Raw genomic sequence first — 26,042 nt, 5'->3', positions numbered from 1 at the left:
ATGACCACCAAACGACTTCCGCAGAGAGAAACCACGGCGGCACGGGTTGTCCTGCTTGAACCCGGCACTAGTCCACTCGTCTGGCAGGTGCCAGCGACTGGCGAGCGCCGGTCTTTCGTCGTCGACCTGCAGCCATTTTTCGACGGCGACCCTAAGCTCGGCCTGCCCGCCCGGCCAAATCTGATCTCCCAACTCGCGCCAGCTTTTCGGCAATGGGCATTGAACAAGATCGAAGGCTCCATCGATTCCGAACTCGCGCACGTTCGCACATTCTGGCGATTCCTCGCGGCTCTGGATGCCATCGGCCAACCGCTTGAGGATGACGTGTTGGCGATCACTCCGAGCGTTGGCGTACTGTTGAAGGGACATCTGCTCACCGAGTTGAGACTCGGAAACTCTGTGGCGCGCCGGTGCCTGAAGCGCGTCGTCAAGCTTGTGGAGTCGGCGCGGCAAGCCCTTGGCGTTACCCCGGCGCAGATCGTATGGCCGACAGTGCAGGAGAGGCGCGGCACGGTGCATAAAGACGTCGCCCCAGCATCGATGCGCGCGCTCTATCATTGTGCGAAAGATATCGCGCGACGATTTGGCATTGCGGTAGCGGAGGGAGAAAGGCTACTCGGTCGTACTGCAACTGTTCTCCCGAATGGGAAGATCGACTGGTCTGATCGTTGCCAGGTGGTGGCGATCACACGTCACTATCTCGACGTGCTGCTTGGCCAGCCATCCACATCGACGAAATTCCTCACCGAGCGAAAGTTCCACCGGTGGTCCAAGGAAACGCCAGCCTTTCCGACCGGATACCACGACGGGAAGACGATTGACCGGTTCCGATGGTTTGTTCCCCTCGCAGAAGACGCGGTGGCCAGTGCCATCCTCGTCTTGCTTCACACCGGATGGAACGTCGACACCCTCTTTAATATTGATGTATCGACGCAGGACGCGTGGTGTCAAGAACGACTTGCGGGTAACGGAGGAGGTACGGTCGCACTGTTCGGCCACAAGGGCAAGACTGGGCGCGAGCAGGTCGCGTTTAGCCTTGAGCGCCCGGAGTTTCATCCATACCGCGTCATCAAGAATATGGTTGCGCGCACTGAACCTCTACGAGGTTGGCTGCGCGAGCGGCTTTCGGTCGTCGAGTCGGATCCGAAGCCGGATACCGCGCGGCAGAACGAAATCGTGGCGCTCCGTCAGGCTATTTCGTCTCCCTGGCTATTCCTTCGAACTCAAGGCAAGTCCTTTGGGACAGGTCGCATTGGCGTCTTGGAGACTACTGGGACCTTCAGGGGCATTTTTAACGAGATTGTGGTCAGAAGTGGTTTGCAGACGGAGTTGACACCCTCCGATCTTCGCGATGGGTTCGCTGGCTTTCTCTATGCGAACAGTCTCTATAACACTCTGCTGGTCAAGCGTGCGCTTGGCCATAGCAATCTTTCTGCGACAAAGCACTACTTGCGGCAGCGACGGATGCTGTCACAACGCTTCGCCGACTACACCGCATGGTCTAGCGCGATGTTCGATGAAATCCGGCGCTTTCAGGTCGTGGATCCCACGATTCTTTATGTTCGAGCGCGATTCGTCGATGTGACCGAAGATCAACGGCGTCGACTCGCCGACCATCGGCTCAGGACACGAATGGGGATGGGCTGTCTCGAACCAACTCAGCCGTCACCCCAGATTGCGCCGGATCATGCAGGCGGTACATGCACGGTTCAGCGATGCACTCTTTGTCGACACGGGGTCGTATTCCCAGAATCGTTTATCCCGCTTGCACGGAGACTGGCTGAGCTGCATGTCATTCGGGGGCAAACGCCCATCGATCGGTGGGAAGCCTCATCATTCCGGATCGAATGGATGGCTATCGAGGCGACCGTCGAGCACGCGTTTCCTGCGCGCGGCCAGGAGTTCATCAGTCATGTCGACAAACATATCGATCGGTTGCGTAAAGGCGACGCGTACCTCTTCGACCAACACGGCGTGAACGAAGTATTGGAGATGCCGGCATGAGCGCGACAGCATTAAGAGTCAGTTTGGCGTCACATACCGAATATGTCGCCACTCTGTCGGCCACAGGGAACCACGAGAGGTTATGGACGGCGCCGTGGGAACAGATCCAGCACATCCAGATATTGCCTGGCATTTCGATGGACGACGATGTCTTCATCGTCCCGGTGCATTGGGCGCGCACGAAGTCCCACACCCCCGAATACCAGCGCCGAATCGATTTCCGGACTGCTTTGCCACCCGGCATCGATTCGACATCGGTGTTCGGGCTGGCACTCATGCGCCGCGCCAAGCGAATCGCCGCAATATTCCTCCTGACGCCGGTCGTATTCGAGAAAGGCAATGTCCGCCAACCGAGTAAAGCTCGCACCTGGATAGCGGAATGTAAGGCATGCCTGAAAGTAATGGCATGGATCGCCCGCAACAAAAAACCTCGCGACGTCTCTGGCGCTTGCCCCGACGGCCCAGCCTTGTTTCGATCACTGACGACCGTTGATGTCGCTGACCTTCGTCTATCGGGCGGCTTCTCGCAATTTTGGAAGCACACTGCGCCAAAGTTGGCCGCACTCTTTCGCATGGGCGTAATTGACGACTGGCCGAATCTCGACATCGGAGCCAGATCCGAACGGTCACGTCGTGCAACACCGGTACCCCACATCGCGCGCGCAGAGGCGGTGAGATTTCAGCCGCTTCCTGACGGCGTCACCGCTCGTATTGGCCACGCCGCGTTATGGTTCACCGAAGCGTTAGGCCCAATGCTTCTGGGCTGTGTGGCCGCAGCCCGGGCGGTTCCCGTTAACGCGAGCGATGACACTATCACCAAGCGCCGCGTCGCGGCAATCGAGCGGTGGACTGCGAAGGAGGTGCGTGAACCCATCGTTTTCCCGTTCATTGTTCGCGTCCCCGGTGACGGGTGCCGAGCGGTTGATCTCTCAGCATGGCCACCCCAAAACTGGCGTGCCCTGCGCGGACTCCTCGCTCTCCTCCAGACGGCTCATATCATCATTGTGGCCCTGGCGACTGCAGCCCGAGACAGCGAGATCATGGGGCTGGAGCGTGATTGCCTTCGAACAGTCGGGGTGCAGGATCTTCTGACGGGATACACTCTCAAGCTGTCAGATGAAGCTGGCGGGGAGCGTCGGGACTGGCCATTGCCGCGAATCGCGGTAGTCGCAATCCAGCAACAGCAGCGGCTCGCCGACCTCTTTGCTCCCGGCCACAGCTACCTCTGGCTGTCGTTTCAGAACCACAGCGATGATCCTCGAGAATTTCCGGATTTGCTGCAATCCGGCGGCATAGTGCGGACGTTCGTGAACAGCATCACGGTTGACGGCCGTACATTGCAGGATTGGTGCGAGAATGGCAACATCCATCCTCATCGCTTCCGCAAGACTGTCGCCAGATTAGCGGCGCTTTCCCTTGTCGGCGCGACGTCCATACTCTTCGATATTCTGGGCCACCGGGACGTCGAGATGACGCTCAACTACATACTCAGTGACCCGGACCTGCAAGATGAGATCCGGAAGATTGCGACCGAGGCCAACGTTATGTTGTCGAAGGGTGCGATTGAGTATTCCGATAGCAATGGCGGCACTGTCGCCCCGTTAGTGTCGGATCTCAAGCAGCGCTTGACGGCACGTTCCGGCGAAGACGAGATTGGTGTTTCTACGCTCGCCGAAGCCGCCGAAATCCTCTCGATGAACGGCCAGGTGAGCATGGTCAAGGCGGGCGTCCTGTGCCTCAAGTCCGTCGGACAAGTTGGGGCGTGCACGCGACGCGCTGGCATTCCTGATGTTGCGAACTGCTCGACGGCCTGTGGTTTTCGCCTCGAACATTCCGCTGCGGAGCAAGATTGCGCCAACTCGATCGAGCAGATATTGGCAGAAATGCCGTCGTCGGATGAATCGATGATGCGAACGTGGTGGCAGGCTCAGTTGGTCGCCCACGTTCGCCGCTTCCCGAAAGTGAAGAGCAGATACCTTTCGGACCGCCGCGTTCAAGCGGCACTAGAGGGAATAGATGCGGGCGTGATGGGAACGCTATCGCTGAACGGTAACTGTGCGGAGTCTTCGAAGTGAGTGGAGACGCCAAGCCCCTTGTCGCCTATCAAGCGCGGCAGCGACGCAAAACTGTGGAGGCCATAGAGGTCGCGCAGCGGACAATCGAGGCCGAGATGTCCGAGCACGGATACTACCCGCGCAACGGCGGCCGACTCAGCAAACTGGAAGTTTTGCGCCGCGCCGGCGTCTCTGCGCAGACGCTCAAGAACGCTACGCATAGGGAGACTGCTGCGGCGCTCGATCGCTGGTTGAGCAGGGTCAAGAAAGTGGCGCCCACCCTGCGACCACAAGCGGAAGACGCAAAGGCCCGCAGGATCTCGGATCTGGAGCAAAAGCTAGCGCAGACCATGTCGCATTACGATCTTTTCAAGCTCGAGTACAACGAAGCCTTGCGTGAGATTGAGGAGTTGAAAGCACAGAATGCAGATCTTCGGCGCAAACTCGGAGCAGCGTCGAAAGTAACTCATCTGAAAGCGCGAAGGTAATTCCTCGGCAGCTCTGTCAGCCCGGCACATTCCAGCCAGCGCTTTTGGATTGGCATCGGCAACTTGACCTGAGACGTTTCTTGTAGCCACTCGCGCAGCCATGCGGCACATTGCGCGGCTTCCGTGGTCGGTCATCATCGAAGCCGCAGAGCATGGTGAGCTCAGCGAACTGCTCACCGGTCATTCGAAGCGAGTGCAGTGTATGCGGCATCGAGCGAGCGGCTTCGGCGATGATCGCGGCGTCGCGGGCATCGGTCTTGGCTTCGCCGGCGTGCAGATTAGCGATGCGACGCATGGCCAGTCCGGCGAGGTTCGCCCACTTATCGGGGCGTGAAGATAGTAACCGGGCTGCTCCAGCTAGGCTGTGGCGCACTCACGTCTGGAGACGATTCGGACATGTCGGCGGGATTGCTAATTCGCGATGTTCATTTCTCACCGGCGCCAGTTGCCCTAAGGAGCTATGCGGGCGCACCAAATTGTAGTCAGTGCGCCAGGCTTCGGTTCGCTTGCGCGCATCGTCGAGACTGACGGACGCATGCTATGAGTGGTGGTCGGCACGCCGGTTGCCCGCGAGATGACCCACTGCGACCGCTGTCATTTTTCTCCGAAGATGTCCAATAACTGTGTCCGTAGACCGTTCGTCACCCGATCGATTTCTTTCGAGGTGAATCGGTCCATGTAGGCGACGGTTAGCAATGTAAGGGGGTGGATTCCAAGCACCTCCGCAAGCTTCTCGATCTTTCCAAGTGTCGGCGATTTAAGACCCCGTTCGATCGTACTTACGTACGTCCGGCTCGAGACCAATCCAAAATCTTCCTGTGTGACATTGGCTATTTCGCGCAGTCGCTTCAGTGCGTTGCCGAACTCGGCCTCGGAGCGCATGCAAGTCCTCCCATAAAGGACTTGATGTACTCATTTAGAGCGCTAAAGGACTACAATCTATAGTGTTCATTTGTTACCATCGCCGATTCCCTGATCGAGGTGGGTCCGCGTAGGGCAGGCCTGCAGAAGACCATACCAGAAGGTATTTCGGCTGCGGGCACTAGCTGTCCGAGGGAGCGGCTGACGGGGGCGGTGCGACATGCAGTCGATAGGTTGTCAGTTGGTTACTTGAGGAATTTGGATGTTTGTGACGAATGCGACGTGGGCCGAGCATGATGTGGCCAAACAGCAGCTCGTGATGCCAGATCAGGCGTGGGACTGTGTGGAGTGGACGGACGAAACTTTGAGTTTTCTCGTGCTTCCGGCGGGCAACAGGCTGCCCTATACCTCACTGCCGGCAGGTTGGTTGTTGGCCGGTGTACACGTATTACTCGAGGCGATTTCGGAGCAGGAACAAGATGGCTACCTAGTCTATGTCCTCGATCGTCCCGCTGACGGTATCGGGCTCCACTTGCATCAAGTTGCCGGCATCTGGCGGGAGCGCGAGTCAAATCCGGTCAACAAACCCTGGAGGTGGTATTCGACCCACTATGGTGAACTTAAACCCTGCACGCGGACGGGGCGCCATTGTTCATCTCCTCCGGAACTGGTGAGCGAGCGGAGATTCGCTGCTAGCGCTGTTGTAGCCGGCTGAGAGGCTGCCCGGCGGCGACACGCGAGGCTTGGCCGTCGACGACACGATGAAGGTTGGTCCATGTGCTCACGATCATCCCTTTATAACGTGCCCGTCGATGGCCATCAACGACAGCCAGGTGTCGGAGAGACTTGTAGAAACGCAGGAAGGGTTCCGCAAATATGACGCCTGACCGGCATCGTCGTTCACTTAGCACCCCTCGCCAATGTGCTGTGATCCTGAGCATCAAAAGTACTCAAGCGCAACAATTGTTGGTAGCCGCATCGCTACATGCCAACTTTCGTGATAAAGGCCGCGACCATGAGTTTTGCAAACATTCCTGAGGATTTCCCTCGGGAGCTTGGACCAGGCACTGTCGGTGGGTACCGGCCGAAAGTTCTGCTCCGTCGAATGAGTGACCAGCTTGTCTCTGGGTTGACCGATGAAGAGCGATCCAGACGATACGATGCCTGCGAAGACCTTGTCCAACAGCTCGCTTCCTACGTCCGAAGGAAGCGAGCTGAGAATCCGTCGCAGTCACTGCGTGATGCGCTTTCCAAGGTCGAATCTGACGTAATGCGGAAAGTTTCCTCGGGACAGTGGGATGTTTCCTCGGCCGAAGTAATCTGGATCATGAAGCATGTTCGCGCGCTGCTGGCAGAGCTCGTATCGGATGATTGCTCTCAGAATACTGGTGACAATAGCTGATGAACGAGGACAGCCATGAGCAGAACCCATCACCGATCGACCGCGGTCGTTGCGACGGCAGATGTTGTGCTAAGCCTGCGTCTGCCGGCCGACATCGCCCCAGCAATCGTATCTTCCTTGAAGCAAGGTATGGAGGATCTGGTGGCGATCGTTCTGACGCAAGCGCCCTTCGATGAAGCAATGATCAAGCGCGCGGATGATATTGCAACTGCGATCGCAGGCCTGCGGGAACGAACCGTAACTTTGATCGGGGAGCGCATTCAGCGCCAGAAATCTATTCGCGCAATTCTTGCGCGCGGTGATTGGCTCAGCGCTGGGCAAATCAATGCGCTTCAAGCCGACCCACCATCGAATGAGGTGCAATCAGCAAGCGAATGGAAGCGACGTGGCGATATCTTCAGCGTGTTGTTCGAGGGGGAAGAATACTTTGCCGGCTACCAGTTCGATGCGATTTGCCAGCCATTACCGGTCATCAAGGACGTCCTCAATGCACTGGGCCCGGTAGATGACCCGTGGAGGATCGCTGCCTGGTTCCATTTTCAGAACGGATGGCTTTCTGGTACTGGAGCGCGTGAAGGCGAGCCTGTCTCTCCAATGGACGCTCTGGATCGACGCGATGACCTGCTTAACGCCGCCAGGCACATGAGTGGCTCGTACGTCGCCTGATCAAGTCGAACGGCTTCCCATCTACGTTTCATGGATGATTTTGGCGACATCGCGCTGCTGGCGCACGGCGAGGCGCTTGACACCAAGCACTTCGTAGGCAAGCCGCTGGCGATCGGTAAGCGTGTCGGTGCGATCATCGTACAGTGCGCGCAAGGTCCCCAAATCCGGCGGGGGCATGACCAACTGCTTGCTGAGATGTAACGTCTTGGAGCGTATTTGCAAGCATTGAGCGTGTGGCCGGTCATTCGCACAAAACCCAGATGTGATGCGACCGCCAGGCGGTAAAGATGTGAGCGGCGGCCATCGATCAGGGCGTGCTCGTGGGCGCAGAACGTAAAGAAAGTGTTTAGCTCGAACTCGGTCAGCTCATGCGGGAAGTACAGCAGGCGGAGGTACGCCAGGCGCCAGTGGTCCATCTTGGCTGATCACATTTCATCAATTCGTTGCATCGACGGGTTGAATCCGCAGTCGACAACAGCCGTCCGGTGCGCGGGCTATGCTCTCCGGCCAAAGTTGGCGGGCATAGTCCGCATGGTTGATGTCATATGCAACGATCGTGCGGAATCTGGCGCAATCACCCCTGTAGTAGCATTAGGCGAGAACGGATAGTCGACAGCAGATCAAACATTGTCGACAATAGCGCGAGAACTTCTTAAGCGGCGGTCCGTCTTCATCGATCCACCCGTCACCCGTCGCGTACGACGTTCATAGATTTTGTGGCGGCAAGCTTCTTCAATAAACACGTGATGATCGTAGACCATCGTTCATGGTCGAAAGCACGCCAAGAAGAAAGGGGACCAGACATGATCTGCGAGATTCCACATTCCGGGGCCTACGCATGAGCGTTGATCGTATCCAATTGCTGCGGAACATAGGGCAATTCGACTCCGTGAATGATGGGGCGCAACTTCAACTTGGGCGCCTGGCATTGTTTTATGCCGAAAACGGTCGCGGAAAGACGACGCTCGCCTCTATCTTTCGATCCGCGAGTACAGGCAACGCCCAACTTATCACCGAACGCCATCGGCTCGGGGCTCAGCATCCCCCTCACATTGTCCTGTCTTGTCGGGCTGGCCCGCCGCTCGTTTTCCAGAACGGCGCATGGTCAATCACGTTGCCTAGTATCGCTGTCTTCGATGATTATTTCGTCGCACAGAACGTTTGCGCGGGCGTTGAGATCGGAACGTCGCACCGGCAGAATCTACATGAGTTGATTCTGGGGGCGCCCGGCGTTGCGCTTAACGCAACCTTACAGACCCACGTGGCTCGTATTGAGGAACACAACCGGAGTTTGCGCGCGCTCAGCGACGCGATACCAGTGCAAGCGCGGGGCGACATGGCAGTCGATGCATTTTGCGCTTTGGCAGCAGATGCCGACATCAACGGCACGATCGAAGATGCGGAACGTAACCTGGCGGCGGCACAGTCAGCCGGTCTCGTGCGACAAGCTGCGACGTTTTCCGCCTTCAATTTGCCAGCCTTCGACACCGAGGCTGTCAGCGCGCTTCTCGCCCGCACGTTGCCTGATCTTGAGGCGGCCGCTGCTGCCGCCGTCCAGGAGCATCTGGCAAGGCTCGGGCGGGACGGCGCTGCTTGGATCGATGATGGTATGCAGTGCGTCGCCCCCGTCTCCGCTGGTCTGGACCACGAGATCTGTCCATTCTGTGCCCAGGATTTGGCCAGCTCGCCGCTGCTGCGCCACTACCAGGCATATTTCAGCGAGGCGTACGACGGGCTGAAGCGCGATGTAACGCAGCAAATCAATGCGCTGGACGACATTCATGGCGGTCTTGCCGCCCTCATCTTTGAACGGTCTGTACGTGAGGCGGAGCAGCATCGCACATTTTGGCGCGCGTTCCTGCAGGTCCCAGAGATCACCGTCGATACTGCTGAATTGACACGTGTCTGGGCGACGGCACGCGACGCGGTTGCAGAAATTCTTGCCGTAAAGCAGGCGGCTCCCCTGGAAGGCATTGTGTTACCCGAAGCCGCGCTTGCAGCTATCGCGGCCTATGAGGCAGCCAAGGCCCAAATCACTGCCTGTTCGAACTCCCTGTTGGACTGTAACGCTCAGATCGCGCTGCTCAAAGAACGCACGGCTGCGGCCAACGTGGCAGCATTGACGTCAGATTTGACCAGACTTCGAAGCACCCAGGCGCGTCATTCCGCGGCCGTGGCGCCGCACTGCGAGGCGTACCTGGCGGAAAAGGCCGCGAAGATCCAAACGGAGGGTCTCCGAGAGCAGGCGCGCAATGCACTGGATGACTACCGACGGAACATCTTTCCGGCCTACCAAGGGGCGATTAATGAGTATTTGGGGCGCTTCAATGCTGGTTTCCGCCTGGACCAGGTCGACTCCGTTAATACCCGAGGAGGATCGGCCTGCACATTCACCGTATTGATCAATAACGCAGCGGTGCCGCAGACTGCTGATGTGGGGCCGGCATTCCGCAACACGCTCAGCGCTGGCGATCGCAACGCGCTGGCGCTGGCGTTCTTCTTTGCGTCACTTGAGCAAGACCCCCAACTTGCACAGAAGATTGTTGTCATCGATGATCCAATGACGAGTCTCGACGAACATCGTTCGTTGACCACCGTGCAAGAGTTGCGACGACTGCTTCCCCGCGTTGCCCAGGTAATCGTACTTTCACACTCGAAGCCCTTCCTATGCAACGTGTGGGAAGGGGCGAACGCAGCTGAGCGCTCTGCTATTACGCTTGTTCGCGCAGCAGCGGGCTCGACATTCGTCCCGTGGGACGTGCGTCAGGACTGCATCACGGAACATGATCGCCGTCACGAACTTGTGACGCGTTATCTGCAAGCAGCCGATCCGGCTACCGAGCGCCAAGTAGCTGTTGCCTTACGTCCGGTCCTCGAGGCTTTTGCACGCGTTGCCTATCCCGCCACATTCCCGCCCGGTGGGTTACTGGGGCCGTTCATTGGTATCTGCGAGCAACGGGTAAATACGCCGGCGCAAGTCCTCGAGCAGGCCGACATCACTGAACTTCGGGCGCTACTGGATTACGCGAACCTGTTCCATCACGACAGCAACCCGGCATGGGCTACGCAGGCCATCAATGACCAGGCGCTCGTCAACTTCGCCCGGCGCACGCTGGCTTTTGCGAGGCGATAGGTCTGTCGTCAACCTTTGCGGAAACCAGTGGAGGCGTATTGACATACTGAGAGAGCAGATGGGCGGCTCTTTTCATCTGCTGACTCGCAAGCCTCCGCGGTTTTTGGATGTTCGACTCACCTCTGCGCCGGCCTTCGTGGTCATCATGGATGCATTGCAGACCCAAATGCATATGCGGTGGCCAATTTGCCTGGTCGATCGCCCAACCACCGGCGCGACAACCATGTTCACATCGCGCTTGACGTCCCCGACAACATCGTCCATGGCCAGTAGTCTTCGGCACATTGAATCGGCTGGGGCGCCAAGGTAGTCAATGCCGGTGGCCGGAGCAAAGCCTGCTACCATGTCAAACGGTACGGCAAGATTTACGAAGTGGCACGCGGGAAAGTAGAAGCCGGTCGTCATTGAGACATGCTAAAGCGAGTGGCATGGCCCATGTAATCTGTATCTGGTCCGAGGTAATTATCTGGCTGGGATCGGGGTATCCATGCTGCCCACGCAGGTGTCATTTTTTTGCAAGCTGAGTGTGCCCTCGGTCCGAGATCGCCGGTTCCAGGTCTTCGCGTCCGCGCCTGAACGCCCGTTGTTATGCGCATAGCGGGCTACCAATCAGGGGTATGTCCGGTCAACACGAGTTCGGGACTCTTGTTGAAGCGTTTGAGTTGAAAAGTCCAAATAAATGATGACCATAGAAGGTTTGCTGCCGCAATGGCAGAGGTTGCCGGTGAAAGAGGTGGTCCTGGAGACCGAGGACTTCATCGTTTTCATCAATCATGGCGATCATGTCGAATGGGTGACGTCGGATGCGTGGGACGCTCAAAATCCATCGACTTCCAAGCACAAAAGAGCGCTTCAAAACGTCGCGCTTGTAGAAACGCTTTCCTACAGCTTTCTATCAAAGGATCAACGCCATCATTTCCTTCGGCTTGTCGGAGAGGCATACGCACGTTGCCTTGAACTGGACTACGCGGCTAGTGGGCGTTGCGCTGATGACGCTCGCGAATATCTTGCCAAGCGACTTAAGAGCGCATCACGGACATGGTATGTGAGTGCCTGTTGCGGAGCCGCTGCCGCGATCTTCGCCGTTTGGCTGGCGATTAACGTGACATTTTTGGGCGGTTGGGCGTCAATCGCGACACTGACTGCTCGGTACGACTTCGCGTTTATCGCGGGCGTCGTCGGCGCCGGCATCTCCGTGATGCAACGCCTATATAAGACACGTGTTGAGTGGGGCGCTGAGCGATTCCTGTATCTCATGGACGGACTCATTCGTGTCGTATCAGGCGGCCTTGCGGGGATGGTATCGCTGATGGCCATGCGCGCCGGCCTGCTGGCACCGGCACTGGTTGCATCCCAAGGTTCCCCTGACGCCGTCTTGCTGATCGCGCTTGCGGCTGGTAGTTCAGAGCGGTGGCTGTCGTCCGTACTGACTCACCTAAACGGGGTATCCGGACATATGTCCACGAAAGGTGAAAATCAAACGCCGCACAAGGAGGCACTGGAATGAAGCGCAGAGCGATAATCGTCACGTATGGTGGCAAGGCAAACGATCCGAAATATTGTCACGGCGTGCACGCAGATGAGCGGATGTACCGTGCATTCATGACATCTCCCGCTGGGGGCTCATGGCATCAAGACGAAATTCTCACCCTAGACCGACCGTCAGAGGATGAGTTGCGTGCACAGCTCGCTCAGGCAGCCGTGGGCACGGACTATTTTTTCTTCGCATTTGCAGGACATGGGTATTACTCCGCTCCTCGCGAAGAAACCATGCTTCAGATCAACGACCAACAGTTCGTGCCAGCATTTGACATGAACAACGGCGTGCGTAAAGCGACGTTCGTCTTCGACTGTTGCCGGAACGTTGTTTCTATAGCGCTTGAAGAGCGCGTTCTCGCGAAAGCCGAAGCTAGCCGGCACGTTCTGAATCCTCAGCTGTGCCGTAAGGCGTTTGATCTGGATGTTGCAGCATGCGGCTCTTCCTCAATTGTCATCAATTCTTGCGATATCGGCGAAGAGGCTGGCGACTCGCCGGTCGGAGGGGCTTATGCATCACGGTTCATAAGCGCGGCGGAGGACTGGGCGACATCAGCGCGTCCGGCATCGGGTACTTATCAGAGTCTTTCCGTTGTTGACGCACACCATGTAGCGGAACCGTCTGTGAAGCGCGCAATGTTTGGGAACCAGAATCCGAAGATTCTGGCGCCACGTACGCCGCCGCATTTTCCGTTCGCCGTCGCAGCGTAGCAGCAGGCAAAATCTCAGCAGATTCCGGGCACTTACACGCGACGCAGACTCATGAAAGACATTCGCTTTTTTGCCAAACCGCACTACGCAAACAGCTATGCGCTCGTCATCGGGATAGATCAGTATGCGAGCGCGTCGCCCCTGTCCTATGCAGTAAGCGACGCGCGATCGGTTCGAGATATTCTCGTCTCCGACTTTGAGTTCCCAGCCGAGAATGTGACTGTCCTTGAGGATGGAACTGCGACGCGGGACGCAATCCGAAAGGCTTTCTTCCGGTTCACGAGGAGCGACATTGGGCTAGACGACCGGATATTTATTTTCTTTGCGGGACATGGTCATACGGTGACTGGCGCCAGAGGCGAAATTGGATATCTCGTCCCACATGACGCGGACATGGACGATTACTCGACCTTCATACGCTGGGACGATCTCACGTCGAATTCGGAACAGATACGATCGAAGCATGTCCTGTTCGTTATGGACGCGTGTTACGGCGGACTCGCTCTTACGCGCAATACGCAACCGGGAAGCACACGCTTTCTCAAAGATATGATGCTGCGATACTCTCGCCAGGTATTGACCGCGGGGAAAGCAGATGAGGTTGTCGCTGACTCGGGCGGCCCTCTCCCGGACCATTCGGTCTTCACCGGACACTTTCTCGAAGCGCTACAGGGTAAGGCCGTCGCAGATGGTGGCGTTATTACGGCCGCATCGGTCATGGCATATGTCTATAACAAGGTAGCGCACGACCGCAATTCCAACCAGACACCGCACTACGGTCACTTTGACGGAGACGGGGACTTTATTTTCAAGGCGCCCGGGATCGAGGAACTGGAGGAATCAGAACAGACGGACAGCGACCGACTGATATCGATCCCTTACCCAACTGCGCTCGCCACACAGGAAAACTCCAAATCCAAGATTGCTCGCGTCAAGCTGCTGCTTTCCCAAGCCTCGCACACGATTGAGCTTCACGACTTCCTCACGGCCGAAGTGCGGGCCTTTCAGGGTGCCGCCGCGGACGACAGCTTTGGACTGTCAGAAGGGTTCTCGGCAGAGGCATTCGTCACAAGACTAAACCGGTATGAAGAGGTTGTTGCGACGCTCTCGGACCTCGGTGCTTGCACAGCATATTGGGGCGCGCCCGAGCAACTCGGCATACTACAAAAGTGCTTCGCGCGCGTATGCGATCAACTGGATCAACGCGGCGGCTTGGACATATGGCTTCAAATGCGCTGGTATCCCGTGCTTGTCGCTTTTTACGCCTCGTGTGTAGCCGCCGTTGACGCTAAGCGCTTTGACACTCTGTGTGCAATTTTTGACACCCCAGTTCCGGTAAGCTGGCGAAACGGGCACAAGCAAACTCTTGTTGAGGCTCTCGCGGACGCTATAGCAGATCTTTCACAAACTGGCGTCCTGAAACTTATCCCAGGACACGAACGAAACTACACGCCGTTGAGCGAATATTTGTTCAAGTTTTTACAACCAAAACTTGATGACCTGCTATTTATGGGAAAGGGTTACGAGCAGGCGTTTGACTCATTTGAAGTGTATTTTGCCCTTGCCGTCGCCGATAAAAAAATTCAATCAGGGCAGAATGCGTGGGGACCCGTCGGACGTTTCGGCTGGAAAGCACGCGGTCCAAACGACGGTCCGCTCGCTCGTATCGTGACGGAGGGAAATTCGATGGGAAAGAGTTGGGCCCCCCTTCAAGCTGGAATGTTCGGTGGCGATGCTGATCGCTTTCAGGTCGTAGGCAAAGAATACGGGCCTATGATCACGCGTCTGCACTGGCACTAGTTCGAACGCTTCACTGGGGAGTTAGTCCGCCGAAGCCGGTAGCGTCACTTGCTTACCGCTGCTTGGGCGTGGTCGTGATGTAGGCTCGGACGCTAGGAAGGTGATATATTTCCAATGGGATATATGATTTTCCTAATTGTAAAAACAATCGTGCTGATAAATGAAGGGGAAAACCACATGTCGAACGGTATCCATATCGCTTTTGATGTAATGACTCTCCGCAAAGGTGCGGTTGATCTGCCGATCTATCAAGATCGGCTGATTGCTGCGCTACCTAATCACGAACTCACATTCTCGCTTGCGCGGGAAATCCCGGACGCGGTCTACATACCGTTCGCCATCAACAGTGCGAGCGGGACCGACGCGAATTTGGTTATGCCGATCGCACGCGAGATTTGGCCGACTGTCATTGAAACGGCGATGAAAACTACCGACACGCAGCCGGACGTTGTGAGTGTCCTCGGGGACAAAATTAAAGTAGGGCACGTTACCGTGTTCCAGAACCCTAACGGGACCTGGTCGTTGGAGATTGTTCGTGAAATTTATAAGGTCGACGAAGACAGCATCACGTTTGGCCTTGGCCCTATTGGACATGCACAACGCACTGTCCTCAAAAATGACAAGGTTGTCATCACCAAAGCGTCGGCTAACTCGGTTGGTAGTTGATAAGGCAAGCCATGCATTGCTTGATCGCACGAATATCGGTGTCTTTTGATTTGGGACGAGATAAATGTGATTGATCGAATTTGTTGCTCTCGATAACCTAACAAGCTCGCAATACAAGGTTATTAAGCTGCTGCCTCGTAGCGTGTCGTGCGAGAGCACGACTATCCAATGGGCTAACAACCTGACCTCGAGCATCGGTTTTCCAGAATAGGGCAACGTCAGCAATGCCTCCCTAAGGGAAAAGCAAGGTGTCGACGATGCTCTATTCTCTCGACGAGAGACGAAAAAGGCAGCGCATGTCTAACATGCGCTGCGCAGCAACTCGGACGTCTGCGAAGGGACATTGGCATTGGCTCACTTACGGTCGATACGTGGGGTTGGACGCTACTACCTTTGAGTATATTTCGTTATATTGGTGCAGCTCGCGCGCAACGCGCGCGCCGATTGCGCTCCCGCTCGATTGCCGTTGATGGATCTGGTCACGTCGCTAGGCCTTGGTTACAGGGTGAGCTTTAGCCAATTCATTGACTCGTTCGCAGAAGGGAGGTGGTTTCCAAGTAGGACTGCCGTGGCAAGGCCTAGTGTTTGGTTCGATTCTGCGGGGTTATGTAATTCGCATAGTGAGGGGCGGGAGAGCACTTCTTGCGATTGGAGCAGTTCCGACGCGACACCGAAGGACGGAGGGGACACTGGAAGCGAGGTTGCCACGCGCATCGGCGAGTGTGCGGCTCGATCATCTCGCATTGCAGGAATGACGAGGTGTTTCGGGAGTCAAGTTCGCACGGTAAATTGGAGAAGACCGTGCTCAATCGTCGTTTTCATTCAGGCGATAGGCACCCCGATTTGGCGTTAGATTATCGTGGACTAAAGATAGAATAGGTGAACTCTGCGCAACGGCTCTGGACGTCTTGAATGTATTACGAGCCACCAACCTCACGCTCTCGATGAACAAGGCATCAACTGTCCAAGCTGGTGCGCTCTCTGCGGCTCACCGCGGCTATGCGTATCAGGACCTTTTCACTGCATACCTTCTTGTGCAAGGGTTAGTTGCAGGATTCGAGCAAATCGTTATTGATAAGAAGGTGGTCAACGACGACCGCTTCGATGATGTCGAGACGCGTATCGACGGTCGGCGGCTGCGCCGGCAGGTGAAGTCGAGTCAGCGATCTGACCGGCGCCTGACGTTTGACGACTTCAACGATGTCAAATCGACACTGCGATTTGACCGGTTGGTACGCACCTTCGTCAACGAAAGTGCGGATCAGGCGGAAGAGTACCGCTTGTGCGCCACATGGGGCGCTCCCGAAGACCAACTCGCGCACCTACTGCAGCCCCTCGATGCTTCCGGTACGTTCGACGGATGCACAACCACGCTGATGAAGCTTGACGCCTCCAGGTTGTGGACGAAAGACGGCGACCTTGTCTTCCCGAATGCTCAGCAGGCTCCAGCAACTGCTTCCGACTTATGCCGGGAGGACGTGCTCCAGTTTTGTGAGCGCTTCGTGATTGAGGTTGGGCTGCCGCAGGCATCCCTTGACCTAGAGTCTCCCGGGGCACTCGAGCGCCTTGTCCTTGATGTGCTTGAAAGCGGGATTGGGATAGGCCGCTACCCAAACGACGCGCGGCGCGTTGAGGACGTGGCCGCGTTGGCCGTATATGTTGCGTTGACGGCTCGTACAGCTGGCGAGACGCTGACGAAGGCTGAGCTGATTCGGCGTCTGGACATCCGAACGGACTTCGGACGAGTGGCTCAAGCGTACCCCATCGACAGAACCGTGTTGCAGGAGCGCGCGCCGGTGCGCCAGAGCTTGATGCGCGCGGTCGAGGGAGGTGGCATTCACTTTCTTCTGGCCGGACCAGGCTCCGGCAAGTCATGGGCGCTGACACAACTGGCAGAAGACTTGGAGGCATCAGGTGTCGTCGTTGCGCGGCACTACTGTTTCCTTGAACCGGGGGACGAGCTGGTCGAGCGCCGAGTCACGACTGACGTCTTCATCGGCAATCTGATGGGCGAGCTTAGCGATGCCCTACGACGACATTCGGTAGATCGGGAGCAGACTTACGCCGCAGGTCTGGACGAACTTGAGAAGATGCTAGGCCATGCCGCGCAAGACGGCAGACGCGTGGTCGTCATCGTCGATGGGATGGACCACATTGCCCGGGTGCTGGCAGATTCCCGCTCGCTCAGCGATACCGAAACGGACATTGTCGAGCGCCTTGCAACATTGCAACTTCCCGAGGGCGTAAGCCTGGTCATTGGATCACAACCCGGCCACCATCTCGACGCGATCCGAAGTGCTCACGAACAGACCGTGGTCGAACACTCCCTGGCCGCGTGGAGTGGACAGGAAATCGAAGGCCTCGCGGTCGCGTTGGGAGTCTCAGTAGCACTGGACGATGTCGGGCTGTTCGAAGAAGAGCAGCATCGATCCGTGTTCGACGCTCTTGCTGAGAGGTCGGAGGGCAACCCCCTCTATGCGCGGTATCTCAGCCGGGCGCTGGTCGGCGAGCTGCACTTGGGGCGAATTGTTTCCCCTGTGGAGTGGCTCGAGTCGGCGCCAGTCATCGATGGAGACATTTCCCGCTACTACATGCACCTCTACAGCTCTGCCAGCAGGGAGGCACAGGCCATTGCTGATGTGCTGGGCGTGCTCGATTTCGCCGTCACTGCTGCGGAAATACAAGAGATTGTTGGGCCGCTGCTGGAAGACAGGGTGACTGGTGCGCTGGCTACGCTGTCGCCGGTGCTATCGCAAGCAGCAGCGCAGGGCGGCGTGCGCGTGTTCCATGAAAGCTTCCGACGCTTCATGATGGCCGCGATTGAGAAGCGCGGGACCTCGCTCGCAAAGATCCTCAAACCCGTAGCGGTCTGGCTGGAATCGAAGGAGTTCTTCGTTGACGCGAAGAGCTATCGCTTCATGTTGCCTGTGATGCGCCGGTCAGGCCGCGAGCAGGAGATTCTTCACAAAGTCTCGACGGACTTCGTCAAACTCAGCGTCCAGCACGGACATCCGGAGGATGCAATCGCGCGCAATCTGGTGCTCGCCGCAGACGTTGCGGCTCGCAACCTCGACTGGCCAGCGCTGATTCGCATCGCGGAACTATCTCGTGCCGCTGACGGGTGCTTCTCGGAAGGAATCAATAGCTGGGAGGAGTACTGGCAGACGTTCCTGGCAATCTTCGGGGCACAAGCGACCGCGGATCGTCTCTTGTTCGATGGTCGGCCGACACTGGATAGGAGCGAAGGCCTGTCGGTGTGCGCCGTTGTCGATGCGGCGGGCGTCCCCGCTCCATGGCGAGAGTATTTCGCGCTGCCGACGACGAGTGAGGGTGGTTCCTACTCGCAGCAGTTTGACGCTCTCGGGGCGGCCACGCGGCTCGAAGAGTGTTACCTCGCCTCAATTCAAGGGCGGCTTCGCTTGGGGCAGCACTACAGAGTCGTTCGTGCGTTACTCGAGTACTTCAGCGACTCTGAAGGGAATGTGACGTCGGCCTTTATCCGAAAGGTCGCGCAATTGTTGGCCGAACAGGGCTCAGCAGAGTTAGTACGCCAACTCGTCAAGAGGGCCACTCCGGCATATCGTGGGAACTTTGCGCTGCCACAGGCGGCAGGTTGCGCTCTTCTACTAGGTCTTGCTGATGCGGCCAACGCAGCGCCTGATCTTTGCGGCCCCAAGTTGCCATACGCCAGCCGGGCCTTGACCTTCGCAGCCACTTCTGACGAAGTGCTTTGGTGCCTGGATGCCGGTGCATCCATTCAAGATGCCTGTTGTGAGCCCATGAGGCGATCCGAGCTGGAATTGTTTTGGTCTGAGGCAGTACGGCAGTCTGATACATTGAGCATGCGAGCCTGGGTGTCGCGCGTGCGGCTCTGGGCGAGGAGCGAGCAAGGGCGCAAAGAACTGGACGATGCGGTGCAGGCTATCCAGGGAGAGGGGTGGTATCTGTGCTGGATTCGCTTCGTAATTCGCACGGCCCTGGCTGAAGGGCTTGCTGCGGAAGGGGCTGCCTTCGATGCGATCGCAGCCTTCCGAGAGTTGACGGTCGACACCCGACCTTTTGTTGGTACACCGCGCGCGTGCGACCTTTACTTCCTGCGCGGCCTCATCAACGAGAGCCTTGAGCGTGGGTTGTTTCTACTCGACACCGCTCACCAATGGCAGCAGGCTATTGACTACGTCTCTGAGGCGCGAAGCAAAACTGCCACCCATCTGGACCGGGAGGACGGTGGGCCGATAACTGCTGGGGCATTCATCTCAATCCTACTGTCCTTTTCCGCGAACCCTCACGCAGCGGAAGCCGTCACAGCTGCTCTGGAGAAAATGGTAGCGGATGAAGAGGCATCGGGCACGTACTACAGCACACATGCAGAGTTCCGCATGCGCCTTGCGCGTTTGCACGCTGCGGTGGGCGAGCGACGACTTGCAGTGGAGCACTGGGACAAGGCTGCGCAGTTCCTGATTAGCTATACCTTCCATAAGGACATAGCGCTATTTGATCTGCTCCAAAGCGTTTCATCCCTCAAGGATGCGCCTGACCAGGTGGCTCTGCGGGCATTGGTACGACTTCAGCCCTTGTTGAGCGCGGTTTTGCGTCACACCGACCGGCGCAGCACCAGAAACGCCCCAAATGCTTGGTTCCGCGCGTTACTGGAAGTCGATGAGCTACATGCGGTCGGGACATTGATTCGAACCTTCGCCTGCGATGTAGGAGGCCCGTCGTGGATGGCGTTGGAAGCTCTTGAGGATGTCGCCAAGAAAGTATCCATCTCCGCTGACCCGCTGATAGCGGATGCTTTGTGGGAGACGCTTCTCTTCGAGATAGAGTATGAGGGCGATGCGGAGAAGATGGTGAACGCGCGGCTCGTGCCGCTTGAGAGGCTCGCTCAGTCGGGCTATGTTGACCTGCAAGACCGATTCAATTGCATTAGTGGGCAAGCCCAAAACGACTCGCGGGATCACGCACGAGGCACGATCGACCCATTGCGCGCTTTCGCGGAGCGCCACGACCTGAATTTTCAGCGCTCCACCCCGATTTTAGGCGTTGAACCCAAGGGGAGCCGAAGCGGAGCCGGGTGGTCGGCGGGCGAAAAGAAACTGAGCCTCGGCGTTCGGCCTGCGTTCCCTGCTGATAAAGGGATGATCAACATCATTGCTGCAATGCGTCGAATCACCTTTGGTCAGGTAGGAGACGAGGATATGTATGGCCTGCTCACCTTGCCGCTCAGTTATGCGCTGTCGGAGATGGTAGAGCGCGGTGACGAAGCTCAAGCGCAGCGGGTGCTTCACTTCCTGGTGCACGAAGCTAGGGGGTTAAAGTACGCTGCGCCGCATCCTATAGGACAGCTCGCGGAGTGTCTGGACGCGGCTGGCCATACGAGACTCGCCGCGGTTGCCTACGTGCTCACGTTCACCACCGCGCGCGGAGGTAGAGGGTGGCTCAACTTCGGCGACAGTGAGTTCGCACCGGCGCTTCAGCGAGCGCTCCAACTGGACAGGAGCAACGCCCTCCTGGCGTTAGCCAACGAGACAGCGCACAAATTCCGGGAAGGTGGCTTCAACGGTCTGTCCAGGCACGTGGTGCAGCAGATTGCACTGTGGGGCGACGTACAGGTTGCAGCAGCATCTTGGGATGAGGCGTTCCGAGTTATGGAGGCGCGCCTTCCTCTGGCCGGCAACGCCCGATATTTTGAACCGCTCGACCTCGATGAAGACGCCGAGTGGAATCTGGACGAGGCATTGGTCGCGTTGCTACTTGTGCGTTCTGCCGATCCTTCCGTCCCAAGGAGGATCGCGGCGCTAGCTGGATTTGTGCGCCTTCTTGAGAGTCATGGTGAAGTCCTACGACGGCCGGTGCGCTGGTTCCTCACACGGTGCACCACAGTGGTATCAGTTCAGTCGGTACTTCAGCTGCTCCTTGAGTCGCCGTACAACGTGTCCAGCATCATCTCTTTCAACGAGGACATTCTTCGCGCCTATGCCAAGGCGAAGTCATGGAGTCTCTCGGCACTGGCCGTTGGACTCCTGTGCATAATCGAGGTCGACGTTGACGTCGTCAGAACGGCGCACGCAAGACTCGATCAGCCTTCATCGCATCGTGGTCGCATGCTGACTCAGTTCGGTGACGTCGGTGAGTTGATTCCCCAGCTTGCCGAGGTTTGGCCCGACCTTCCGGAAATCGTTGCGCGGCGCATGCAGCACTCTACAGTCGATAGCGAGTCCTTCAAAGAACTGGCGAGCGAGCGATACGAGCTCGCGGTGGATCGGGTTGACCGAAGCCGGCCCTGGGCAAACGTGCTTTCATGGCCTACCGAATTGGTTGTCGCTGTTCTCGACGAGGTTCTCTGCGGCCTATCGGAGCGTCTTTGGCGTACAGGCCAGTGGAGCCCCGGATTCGACAATGAGCTGCTCGGCGCTCTTCTCCCAGCGGTAGAGACACGCATTGCTCTACATGCCAGTCTTGGTCCCCGCCCGGCTATGGCGCTGCCAACCGAGGCACGCCGTTCGGTAGAGCCCGTCGTTCGGATATCCGGGGATGACGAGACCTATTGCGGATGGATAAGACTTGCGATGCGCGAAGTTCACGACTTCCGCTCGGACGGCAGACGTTGGGGGGCGCCGGACAGGCGCGCAACGCTCACCGCCGGAGTCGTTCGCCCACGGATCGACGGAACAGTACCAGCCTCGGCCGGACCGTTTGGCGCTAGCGATATGTGGCCATGGCGGCATGAATTTGATAAAGAAGATGCGCTAGAGGACGCAACGCTTCCGCAGTTGGTGAAGTTATTCGCTACCGAGGATTGGTTCGGGCGGTGTACAGCGCTGGTTCCGCCAATCGCAATACGCGACTGCGCCAAGTTGCAACCCTCAATCTCTGGAGCGCCGCTCCGGTGGACCGACCAGAGTGGAAAGCCGGCCGTTGTGCTGCGGACATGGCGCCTTCGGGGGACGGGTCTTAATGTCGAATCCTACTCGACCGAGGGATGTGACCTGCTTCTACGACCAGACCTTGAGGAGACGCTGTATTCGACGTTTGGCGGCCCCCTGAAGGAACTGCATCACGTACGTCTGAAGGAACTGGCCGAGGGAACAGAATAAGCGCGTTTCGCGACTGAATAAAGACATTAAACTTCGATATACCGGCTGAGCGATTTCATCAATCCGTTGCATCGACCGGTTGTGACCTGCGGCGGAATTTTGTAGCCAGTCAGGCAGTGAGTCTCGCGTCGATATTATCGGAATCCAGCCAGGCTCGACGGACCGTGGCCGGAGGTTGGTAGCGATGAGCGCTGTGGGGCCGGCGCTCGTTATAGAACTGCCGCCAGCGCTCGATGAGCACCTTGGCCTCGGCGCGGCTGCGGAACCATTCGCGGTTTAGCAATTCGTCTCGCAGTTTGCCGTTGAAGCTTTCGACGAATCCGTTTTGCCATGGACTGCCAGGCGCAACGAAGGCCGGACCGATTGCAGCGTCTCGCAGCCAACGCATGACCTTGGCAGCGGTAAATTCGGCGCCGTTGTCCGACCGAACAAACGCGGGCTTGCCGTACAGCCGCATGAGTCGCGATAGCGTCAAGATCACGTCCTGCGACCGCAGGCTGGCGCCAACCTCGATCGCCAGACACTCGCGGGTGTATTCATCGATCACGCATAGCATCTTCAAGGCCCGGCCATCCACCAGTTGATCGTGCACGAAGTCATAGCTCCAAACCGAATTGGGCCGTGTGGCGCCTGGCAGGCGTATGTCGTCGCCGCAACGACGTCGGCGAGGACGTCGGCGCGGAATGTTGAGCTGAAGGGCTCGCCACATTCGCCGCACGCGCGATTCGCTCAACGCCAGCCAGGCCGACATCCGGCGATAGCCGAAGCGCGGCACCTCTTGCGCGGCCGCCATCAGCCTCTCGCCCAAACTCCGATCCTTCTCCGGTTGCTTGAGCGTATAGGTCGCCACTCGGCGGCTCAGTCCCAGGTAGCGACATGCCTTGCGTTGCGAGAGCCCCCGCCGAGTCAGGACTTCCAGCGCTTCGCGCCGGCCCGTCGGGGTGATCATTTTTTTCGGCTGAACTCCTTCAGGCCGTCGATTACCAGCATCTGCTCGGCGATCAGGCGCTTGAGCCGATCGTTCTCCGATTCCAGTTCCTTGAGCCGACGAGCGTCAGCCACGTCCATCCCGCCGAACTTGTTGCGCCAACGATAGAACGTCTGTTCCGAAATGTTGTGGCGCTTGCATAGATCGGTAATCCCCCCGTTTTCCACGGGGTTCAGAAGTAGAAACTAAGCGGCCATGGCCAACCGCTGCTTTGGCGTAAATCCGCCAAAGGCCATGTTCGGGCGGTCATGATTGTAAGTCCACATCCAATCGGTCGCGAAACGCTGCACGTGGTCTAAGTCTTCCCAGTGGTACTGCGACAGCCATTCGTACCGCACGGTCCGGTTGAATCGTTCGACATACGCATTCTGCTGCGGCTTGCCCGGTTGGATGTAGTCGAGCCTGATGCCGTACTGTCGGGCCCATTCGATGATCGCCGCGCTCAGGTACTCGGGCCCGTTATCGCACCGAATCGCTTTTGGCCTGCCGCGCCAACCGATGATCTGCCGCAGCGCACGGATCACGCGTTCGGACGGCAATGAGAAGTCGATCTCGATGCCGAGTGCCTCGCGGTTGAAGTCGTCGATCACGTTGAACAGCCGGATGCTGCGTCCGTCGGACAGTTGATCGTGCATGAAGTCCATCGACCAAACCTGGTTGACGGCGCACGGCACCGCCAGCGGCTCCGGGACCTGCCTGACCAGCCGCTTGCGCGGCTTGATCCGCAAGTTCAACTCCAGTTCGCAATAGATCCGGTACACGCGCTTGTGATTCCAGCCGAAGCCTTTCACGTTGCGCAGGTACAGGAAGCAAAGTCCGAAGCCCCAGTTCCGGTGGTTGTCCGTCAGGCGCAGCAGCCAGTTCGCAATCTCGTCGTTCTCGGCGCTGCGCCGACCGACGTACCGATAACAGGCCTGGCTGATCCCAAATGCCTCACATGCCAGCCGGATCGATACGCCCCGGCTGGACACCGCTCGCATGGCCATCTCACGCCGGCAAGATGGCCTCAATCTTTTTTTGCGAGCGCCTCCGCTACGATCTCGGCCTTGATCTTCTCCTCGACGTACATCTTGCGCAGCCGGGCGTTCTCGGCCTCCAGTTCCTTCATCCGCGCGATCAGCGAAACGTCCATCCCGCCGTACTTCGAGCGCCATTTGTAGAACGTCGCCGTGCTGATGCCCAACTCCCGGCACAGGTCCGGCACCGACAGCCCCGATTCCACGCGCTTGAGCGCGTCCATGATCTGGCTGTCCGTGAATCTCGATTTCTTCATGCTGTAGAACTCCCTCAACAAGAAAATTCTACTTCTGATCACACCGGTTTTTCGGGGGATTACCATGCGAACGATGGCCAAGGTCAATGTCCGTTGCACCGGATGACACGATCTGCTTCGCCTGCTCGCATCGATTCAATACGTTCTCATCACCCCCTGGCTATATAGCGCCGATCCAGCAGCGTCGACCAATGCGGCATGGTGCGACGGGCTGTAATTCACCCTCACAGGGCGATACTGCTAACCGCTGAACTTTTGCTCCAATGATAGTCGATGGATTGCTGCCGAATACGACGGAATGCGAGATCAATATTTCCGAACAGTGCAGGCACTTCCCTACAGCTAAGTAATAGTATGTAATGCACTCGTATGCATCATCTTGTGCCTTAAGTGGCATGGTTGCTCAGCCTCACGGTGAGGTGCGATATATCGGTTTAGAGTTGTCAACCTAATATTCATGTTGACAAAATTTGCGCCACTTTCGGCAAATTTTTTTGATGCATCAATGCATTGCAACCGAGGACATCAGATGACAAGAATTCAATGCTCGTCACTTGTGGCGACAAGCATCCAATTTGAGATGTATGGAAGACGCTATCTTGAAAAACATTGGTGCCTCACTTGGCTCGGCGAATAAGTCGGTAAGCAAGCATGTGTGACAACCTACCGATCCTTCAATGGGGATCAAAAAATAATCGAAGTTGCATGTCCGGCTGAGTCCGCAGAGAAAGATGCGGCTCGACGATAAAAATGCAATGCCACATTCGGAATGGATGTTAATGAAATTATTCATGTTAGCGATACTCTTGATTGCACCGATTGTCGGATGTGCAGGCCCGAACGAAAACTCGTCAATAAGTTCAGGTGAAGTTCTAAACGGCATTCGCGACGTCGTTACTCACAACGATCTCTCGGATGTCGAATACTTCTCACAGAAGCTTGGCGTAATTATGAGCGGCGGGCAAAAAGTTGAAGGGAAAGGAGGGTTGTCTGTCTGCGGAATGGATTACCCGCCGCAAATCGGCAATAAAATTGTTCAGCGCTTTTACTATGAAAAGTTCCCCGATTATTTTGATCGACGATATATCGGAAAACCTCCCTGCGAATTCAATTATGTAAGGGAGTTCGCGGGCGACCATATCGTGAAGACATATGCTTCTGCGGTGTTTGATGTAAACAAAGTTTGCATATCCGAGGCGGAGGTAAAAAGTGCTTTTAAAGAATTCCGCCTTGAAAATGCAAGGGGTGGATTTAATGCCAGAGGTACAAGTGGCGGTCAAAAAGGCGTCGCTGTCGAATTGATTTCCACATATGCAGGTCCGATTTGTGTGCGTTCAGCGCATTTTTCCCAAGAATAAATGAG

At 57.2% G+C, this 26,042-nt stretch carries 14 protein-coding genes and 4 pseudogenes; 12 read left to right on the top strand and 6 right to left on the bottom strand.

Annotated elements, in window-relative coordinates:
• Genes ACT2FV_RS25980 through ACT2FV_RS25970 form a run of 3 tightly spaced genes read left to right on the top strand, consistent with a single transcriptional unit; the run spans nt 1 to nt 4,546 of the window.
• Entirely contained in the window at nt 1-2,004 is a 2,004-nt protein-coding gene (locus tag ACT2FV_RS25980) for a tyrosine-type recombinase/integrase (protein ID WP_444505095.1), read from the top strand.
• A complete protein-coding gene (locus ACT2FV_RS25975) occupies nt 2,001-4,079 on the top strand; it encodes a hypothetical protein (protein ID WP_444505094.1) in 2,079 nt (692 codons plus the stop codon). Before ACT2FV_RS25980 ends, ACT2FV_RS25975 begins: the two co-directional genes overlap by 4 nt.
• Nucleotides 4,076-4,546 carry a hypothetical protein gene (locus ACT2FV_RS25970; protein WP_444505093.1) on the top strand — a complete coding sequence of 157 codons (471 nt, stop codon included), beginning with the start codon at nt 4,076-4,078 and terminating at the stop codon, nt 4,544-4,546. Before ACT2FV_RS25975 ends, ACT2FV_RS25970 begins: the two co-directional genes overlap by 4 nt.
• 130 nt (nt 4,547-4,676) lie before the next feature.
• Here ACT2FV_RS25970 and ACT2FV_RS25965 read toward each other — a convergent pair.
• The 3 genes and pseudogenes from ACT2FV_RS25965 to ACT2FV_RS25955 all read right to left on the bottom strand — a co-directional run.
• Nucleotides 4,677-4,856: pseudogene (locus ACT2FV_RS25965) on the bottom strand (IS110 family transposase); the annotation flags it as partial.
• Between the two features lie 63 nt (nt 4,857-4,919).
• Nucleotides 4,920-5,060: pseudogene (locus tag ACT2FV_RS25960) on the bottom strand (integrase core domain-containing protein); the annotation flags it as partial.
• Nucleotides 5,061-5,140: 80 nt separating this feature from the next.
• Nucleotides 5,141-5,428, bottom strand: a complete 288-nt coding sequence (locus tag ACT2FV_RS25955; RefSeq protein WP_444505092.1) for a helix-turn-helix domain-containing protein — start codon at nt 5,426-5,428, stop codon at nt 5,141-5,143.
• Nucleotides 5,429-5,669: 241 nt separating this feature from the next.
• Here ACT2FV_RS25955 and ACT2FV_RS25950 point away from each other — a divergent pair, with 241 nt between their 5' ends.
• Both ACT2FV_RS25950 and ACT2FV_RS25945 read left to right on the top strand, forming a co-directional pair.
• Nucleotides 5,670-6,122 (top strand): hypothetical protein, encoded by a 453-nt coding sequence (locus ACT2FV_RS25950; RefSeq protein ID WP_444505091.1) that lies wholly within the window; start codon nt 5,670-5,672, stop codon nt 6,120-6,122.
• A gap of 702 nt (nt 6,123-6,824) precedes the next feature.
• Nucleotides 6,825-7,475 carry a hypothetical protein gene (locus tag ACT2FV_RS25945; protein WP_444505090.1) on the top strand — a complete coding sequence of 217 codons (651 nt, stop codon included), beginning with the start codon at nt 6,825-6,827 and terminating at the stop codon, nt 7,473-7,475.
• 27 nt (nt 7,476-7,502) lie between these two features.
• Here ACT2FV_RS25945 and ACT2FV_RS25940 read toward each other — a convergent pair.
• Nucleotides 7,503-7,891 (bottom strand): annotated as a pseudogene (locus ACT2FV_RS25940) (DUF4158 domain-containing protein); the annotation flags it as partial.
• A 422-nt stretch (nt 7,892-8,313) separates the two neighbouring features.
• On the opposite strand from ACT2FV_RS25940, the gene ACT2FV_RS25935 reads away from it, so the two are divergent.
• The 6 genes from ACT2FV_RS25935 to ACT2FV_RS25910 all read left to right on the top strand — a co-directional run bounded on the left by ACT2FV_RS25935 (nt 8,314) and on the right by ACT2FV_RS25910 (nt 22,418).
• Nucleotides 8,314-10,608, top strand: a complete 2,295-nt coding sequence (locus tag ACT2FV_RS25935; protein ID WP_444505089.1) for an AAA family ATPase — start codon at nt 8,314-8,316, stop codon at nt 10,606-10,608.
• 679 nt (nt 10,609-11,287) lie between these two features.
• Nucleotides 11,288-12,115: a hypothetical protein gene (locus ACT2FV_RS25930; protein WP_444505088.1), complete on the top strand. Its 828-nt coding sequence runs from the start codon at nt 11,288-11,290 to the stop codon at nt 12,113-12,115.
• Nucleotides 12,112-12,855, top strand: a complete 744-nt coding sequence (locus ACT2FV_RS25925) for a caspase family protein (RefSeq protein ID WP_444505087.1) — start codon at nt 12,112-12,114, stop codon at nt 12,853-12,855. The genes ACT2FV_RS25930 and ACT2FV_RS25925 overlap by 4 nt, the downstream gene beginning before the upstream one ends.
• A gap of 51 nt (nt 12,856-12,906) precedes the next feature.
• A complete protein-coding gene (locus ACT2FV_RS25920; protein WP_444505086.1) occupies nt 12,907-14,655 on the top strand; it encodes a caspase family protein in 1,749 nt (582 codons plus the stop codon).
• A 177-nt stretch (nt 14,656-14,832) separates the two neighbouring features.
• The gene (locus tag ACT2FV_RS25915) at nt 14,833-15,321 is read left to right on the top strand and encodes a hypothetical protein (RefSeq protein ID WP_444505085.1); all 489 of its coding nucleotides are present in this window, start codon (nt 14,833-14,835) and stop codon (nt 15,319-15,321) included.
• A 944-nt stretch (nt 15,322-16,265) separates the two neighbouring features.
• Nucleotides 16,266-22,418, top strand: coding sequence for a hypothetical protein (locus tag ACT2FV_RS25910; protein ID WP_444505084.1), 6,153 nt, complete (start codon nt 16,266-16,268; stop codon nt 22,416-22,418).
• Nucleotides 22,419-22,527: 109 nt separating this feature from the next.
• Here the strand turns inward: ACT2FV_RS25910 and ACT2FV_RS25905 are convergent.
• Nucleotides 22,528-23,558, bottom strand: a pseudogene (locus ACT2FV_RS25905) (IS3 family transposase); the annotation flags it as partial.
• Nucleotides 23,559-23,591: 33 nt separating this feature from the next.
• Nucleotides 23,592-24,679 (bottom strand): IS3 family transposase gene (locus ACT2FV_RS25900; RefSeq protein WP_444505083.1). Its coding sequence is split into 2 segments (ribosomal slippage): nt 23,592-24,418 and nt 24,418-24,679, totalling 1,089 coding nucleotides; the frame shifts between segments, so codons are not numbered across the junction.
• A gap of 731 nt (nt 24,680-25,410) precedes the next feature.
• On the opposite strand from ACT2FV_RS25900, the gene ACT2FV_RS25895 reads away from it, so the two are divergent.
• Nucleotides 25,411-26,037, top strand: a complete 627-nt coding sequence (locus ACT2FV_RS25895; RefSeq protein WP_444505082.1) for a hypothetical protein — start codon at nt 25,411-25,413, stop codon at nt 26,035-26,037.
• Nucleotides 26,038-26,042: the final 5 nt, after the last annotated feature.

It is taken from the genome of Burkholderia sp. PR2, from assembly GCF_052372875.1.
In the GTDB taxonomy this organism is placed as follows: Bacteria; Pseudomonadota; Gammaproteobacteria; order Burkholderiales; family Burkholderiaceae; genus Burkholderia; species Burkholderia diffusa.
The sequence above is the reverse complement of the archived record's forward strand: the minus strand, read 5'-3'. Positions and strand labels throughout refer to the sequence as shown.

Bases quoted from the DNA above. Each gene is read 5' to 3' on its own strand.
- ACT2FV_RS25930 (WP_444505088.1), top strand. From the start codon at position 11,288: ATGATGACCATAGAAGGTTTGCTGCCGCAATGGCAGAGGTTGCCGGTG.
- ACT2FV_RS25920 (WP_444505086.1), top strand. From the start codon at position 12,907: ATGAAAGACATTCGCTTTTTTGCCAAACCGCACTACGCAAACAGCTAT.
- ACT2FV_RS25910 (WP_444505084.1), top strand. From the start codon at position 16,266: ATGAACAAGGCATCAACTGTCCAAGCTGGTGCGCTCTCTGCGGCTCAC.
- ACT2FV_RS25935 (WP_444505089.1), top strand. From the start codon at position 8,314: ATGAGCGTTGATCGTATCCAATTGCTGCGGAACATAGGGCAATTCGAC.
- ACT2FV_RS25915 (WP_444505085.1), top strand. From the start codon at position 14,833: ATGTCGAACGGTATCCATATCGCTTTTGATGTAATGACTCTCCGCAAA.
- ACT2FV_RS25980 (WP_444505095.1), top strand. From the start codon at position 1: ATGACCACCAAACGACTTCCGCAGAGAGAAACCACGGCGGCACGGGTT.
- ACT2FV_RS25945 (WP_444505090.1), top strand. From the start codon at position 6,825: ATGAGCAGAACCCATCACCGATCGACCGCGGTCGTTGCGACGGCAGAT.
- ACT2FV_RS25925 (WP_444505087.1), top strand. From the start codon at position 12,112: ATGAAGCGCAGAGCGATAATCGTCACGTATGGTGGCAAGGCAAACGAT.
- ACT2FV_RS25895 (WP_444505082.1), top strand. From the start codon at position 25,411: ATGCGGCTCGACGATAAAAATGCAATGCCACATTCGGAATGGATGTTA.
- ACT2FV_RS25955 (WP_444505092.1), bottom strand. From the start codon at position 5,428: ATGCGCTCCGAGGCCGAGTTCGGCAACGCACTGAAGCGACTGCGCGAA.
- ACT2FV_RS25975 (WP_444505094.1), top strand. From the start codon at position 2,001: ATGAGCGCGACAGCATTAAGAGTCAGTTTGGCGTCACATACCGAATAT.
- ACT2FV_RS25950 (WP_444505091.1), top strand. From the start codon at position 5,670: ATGTTTGTGACGAATGCGACGTGGGCCGAGCATGATGTGGCCAAACAG.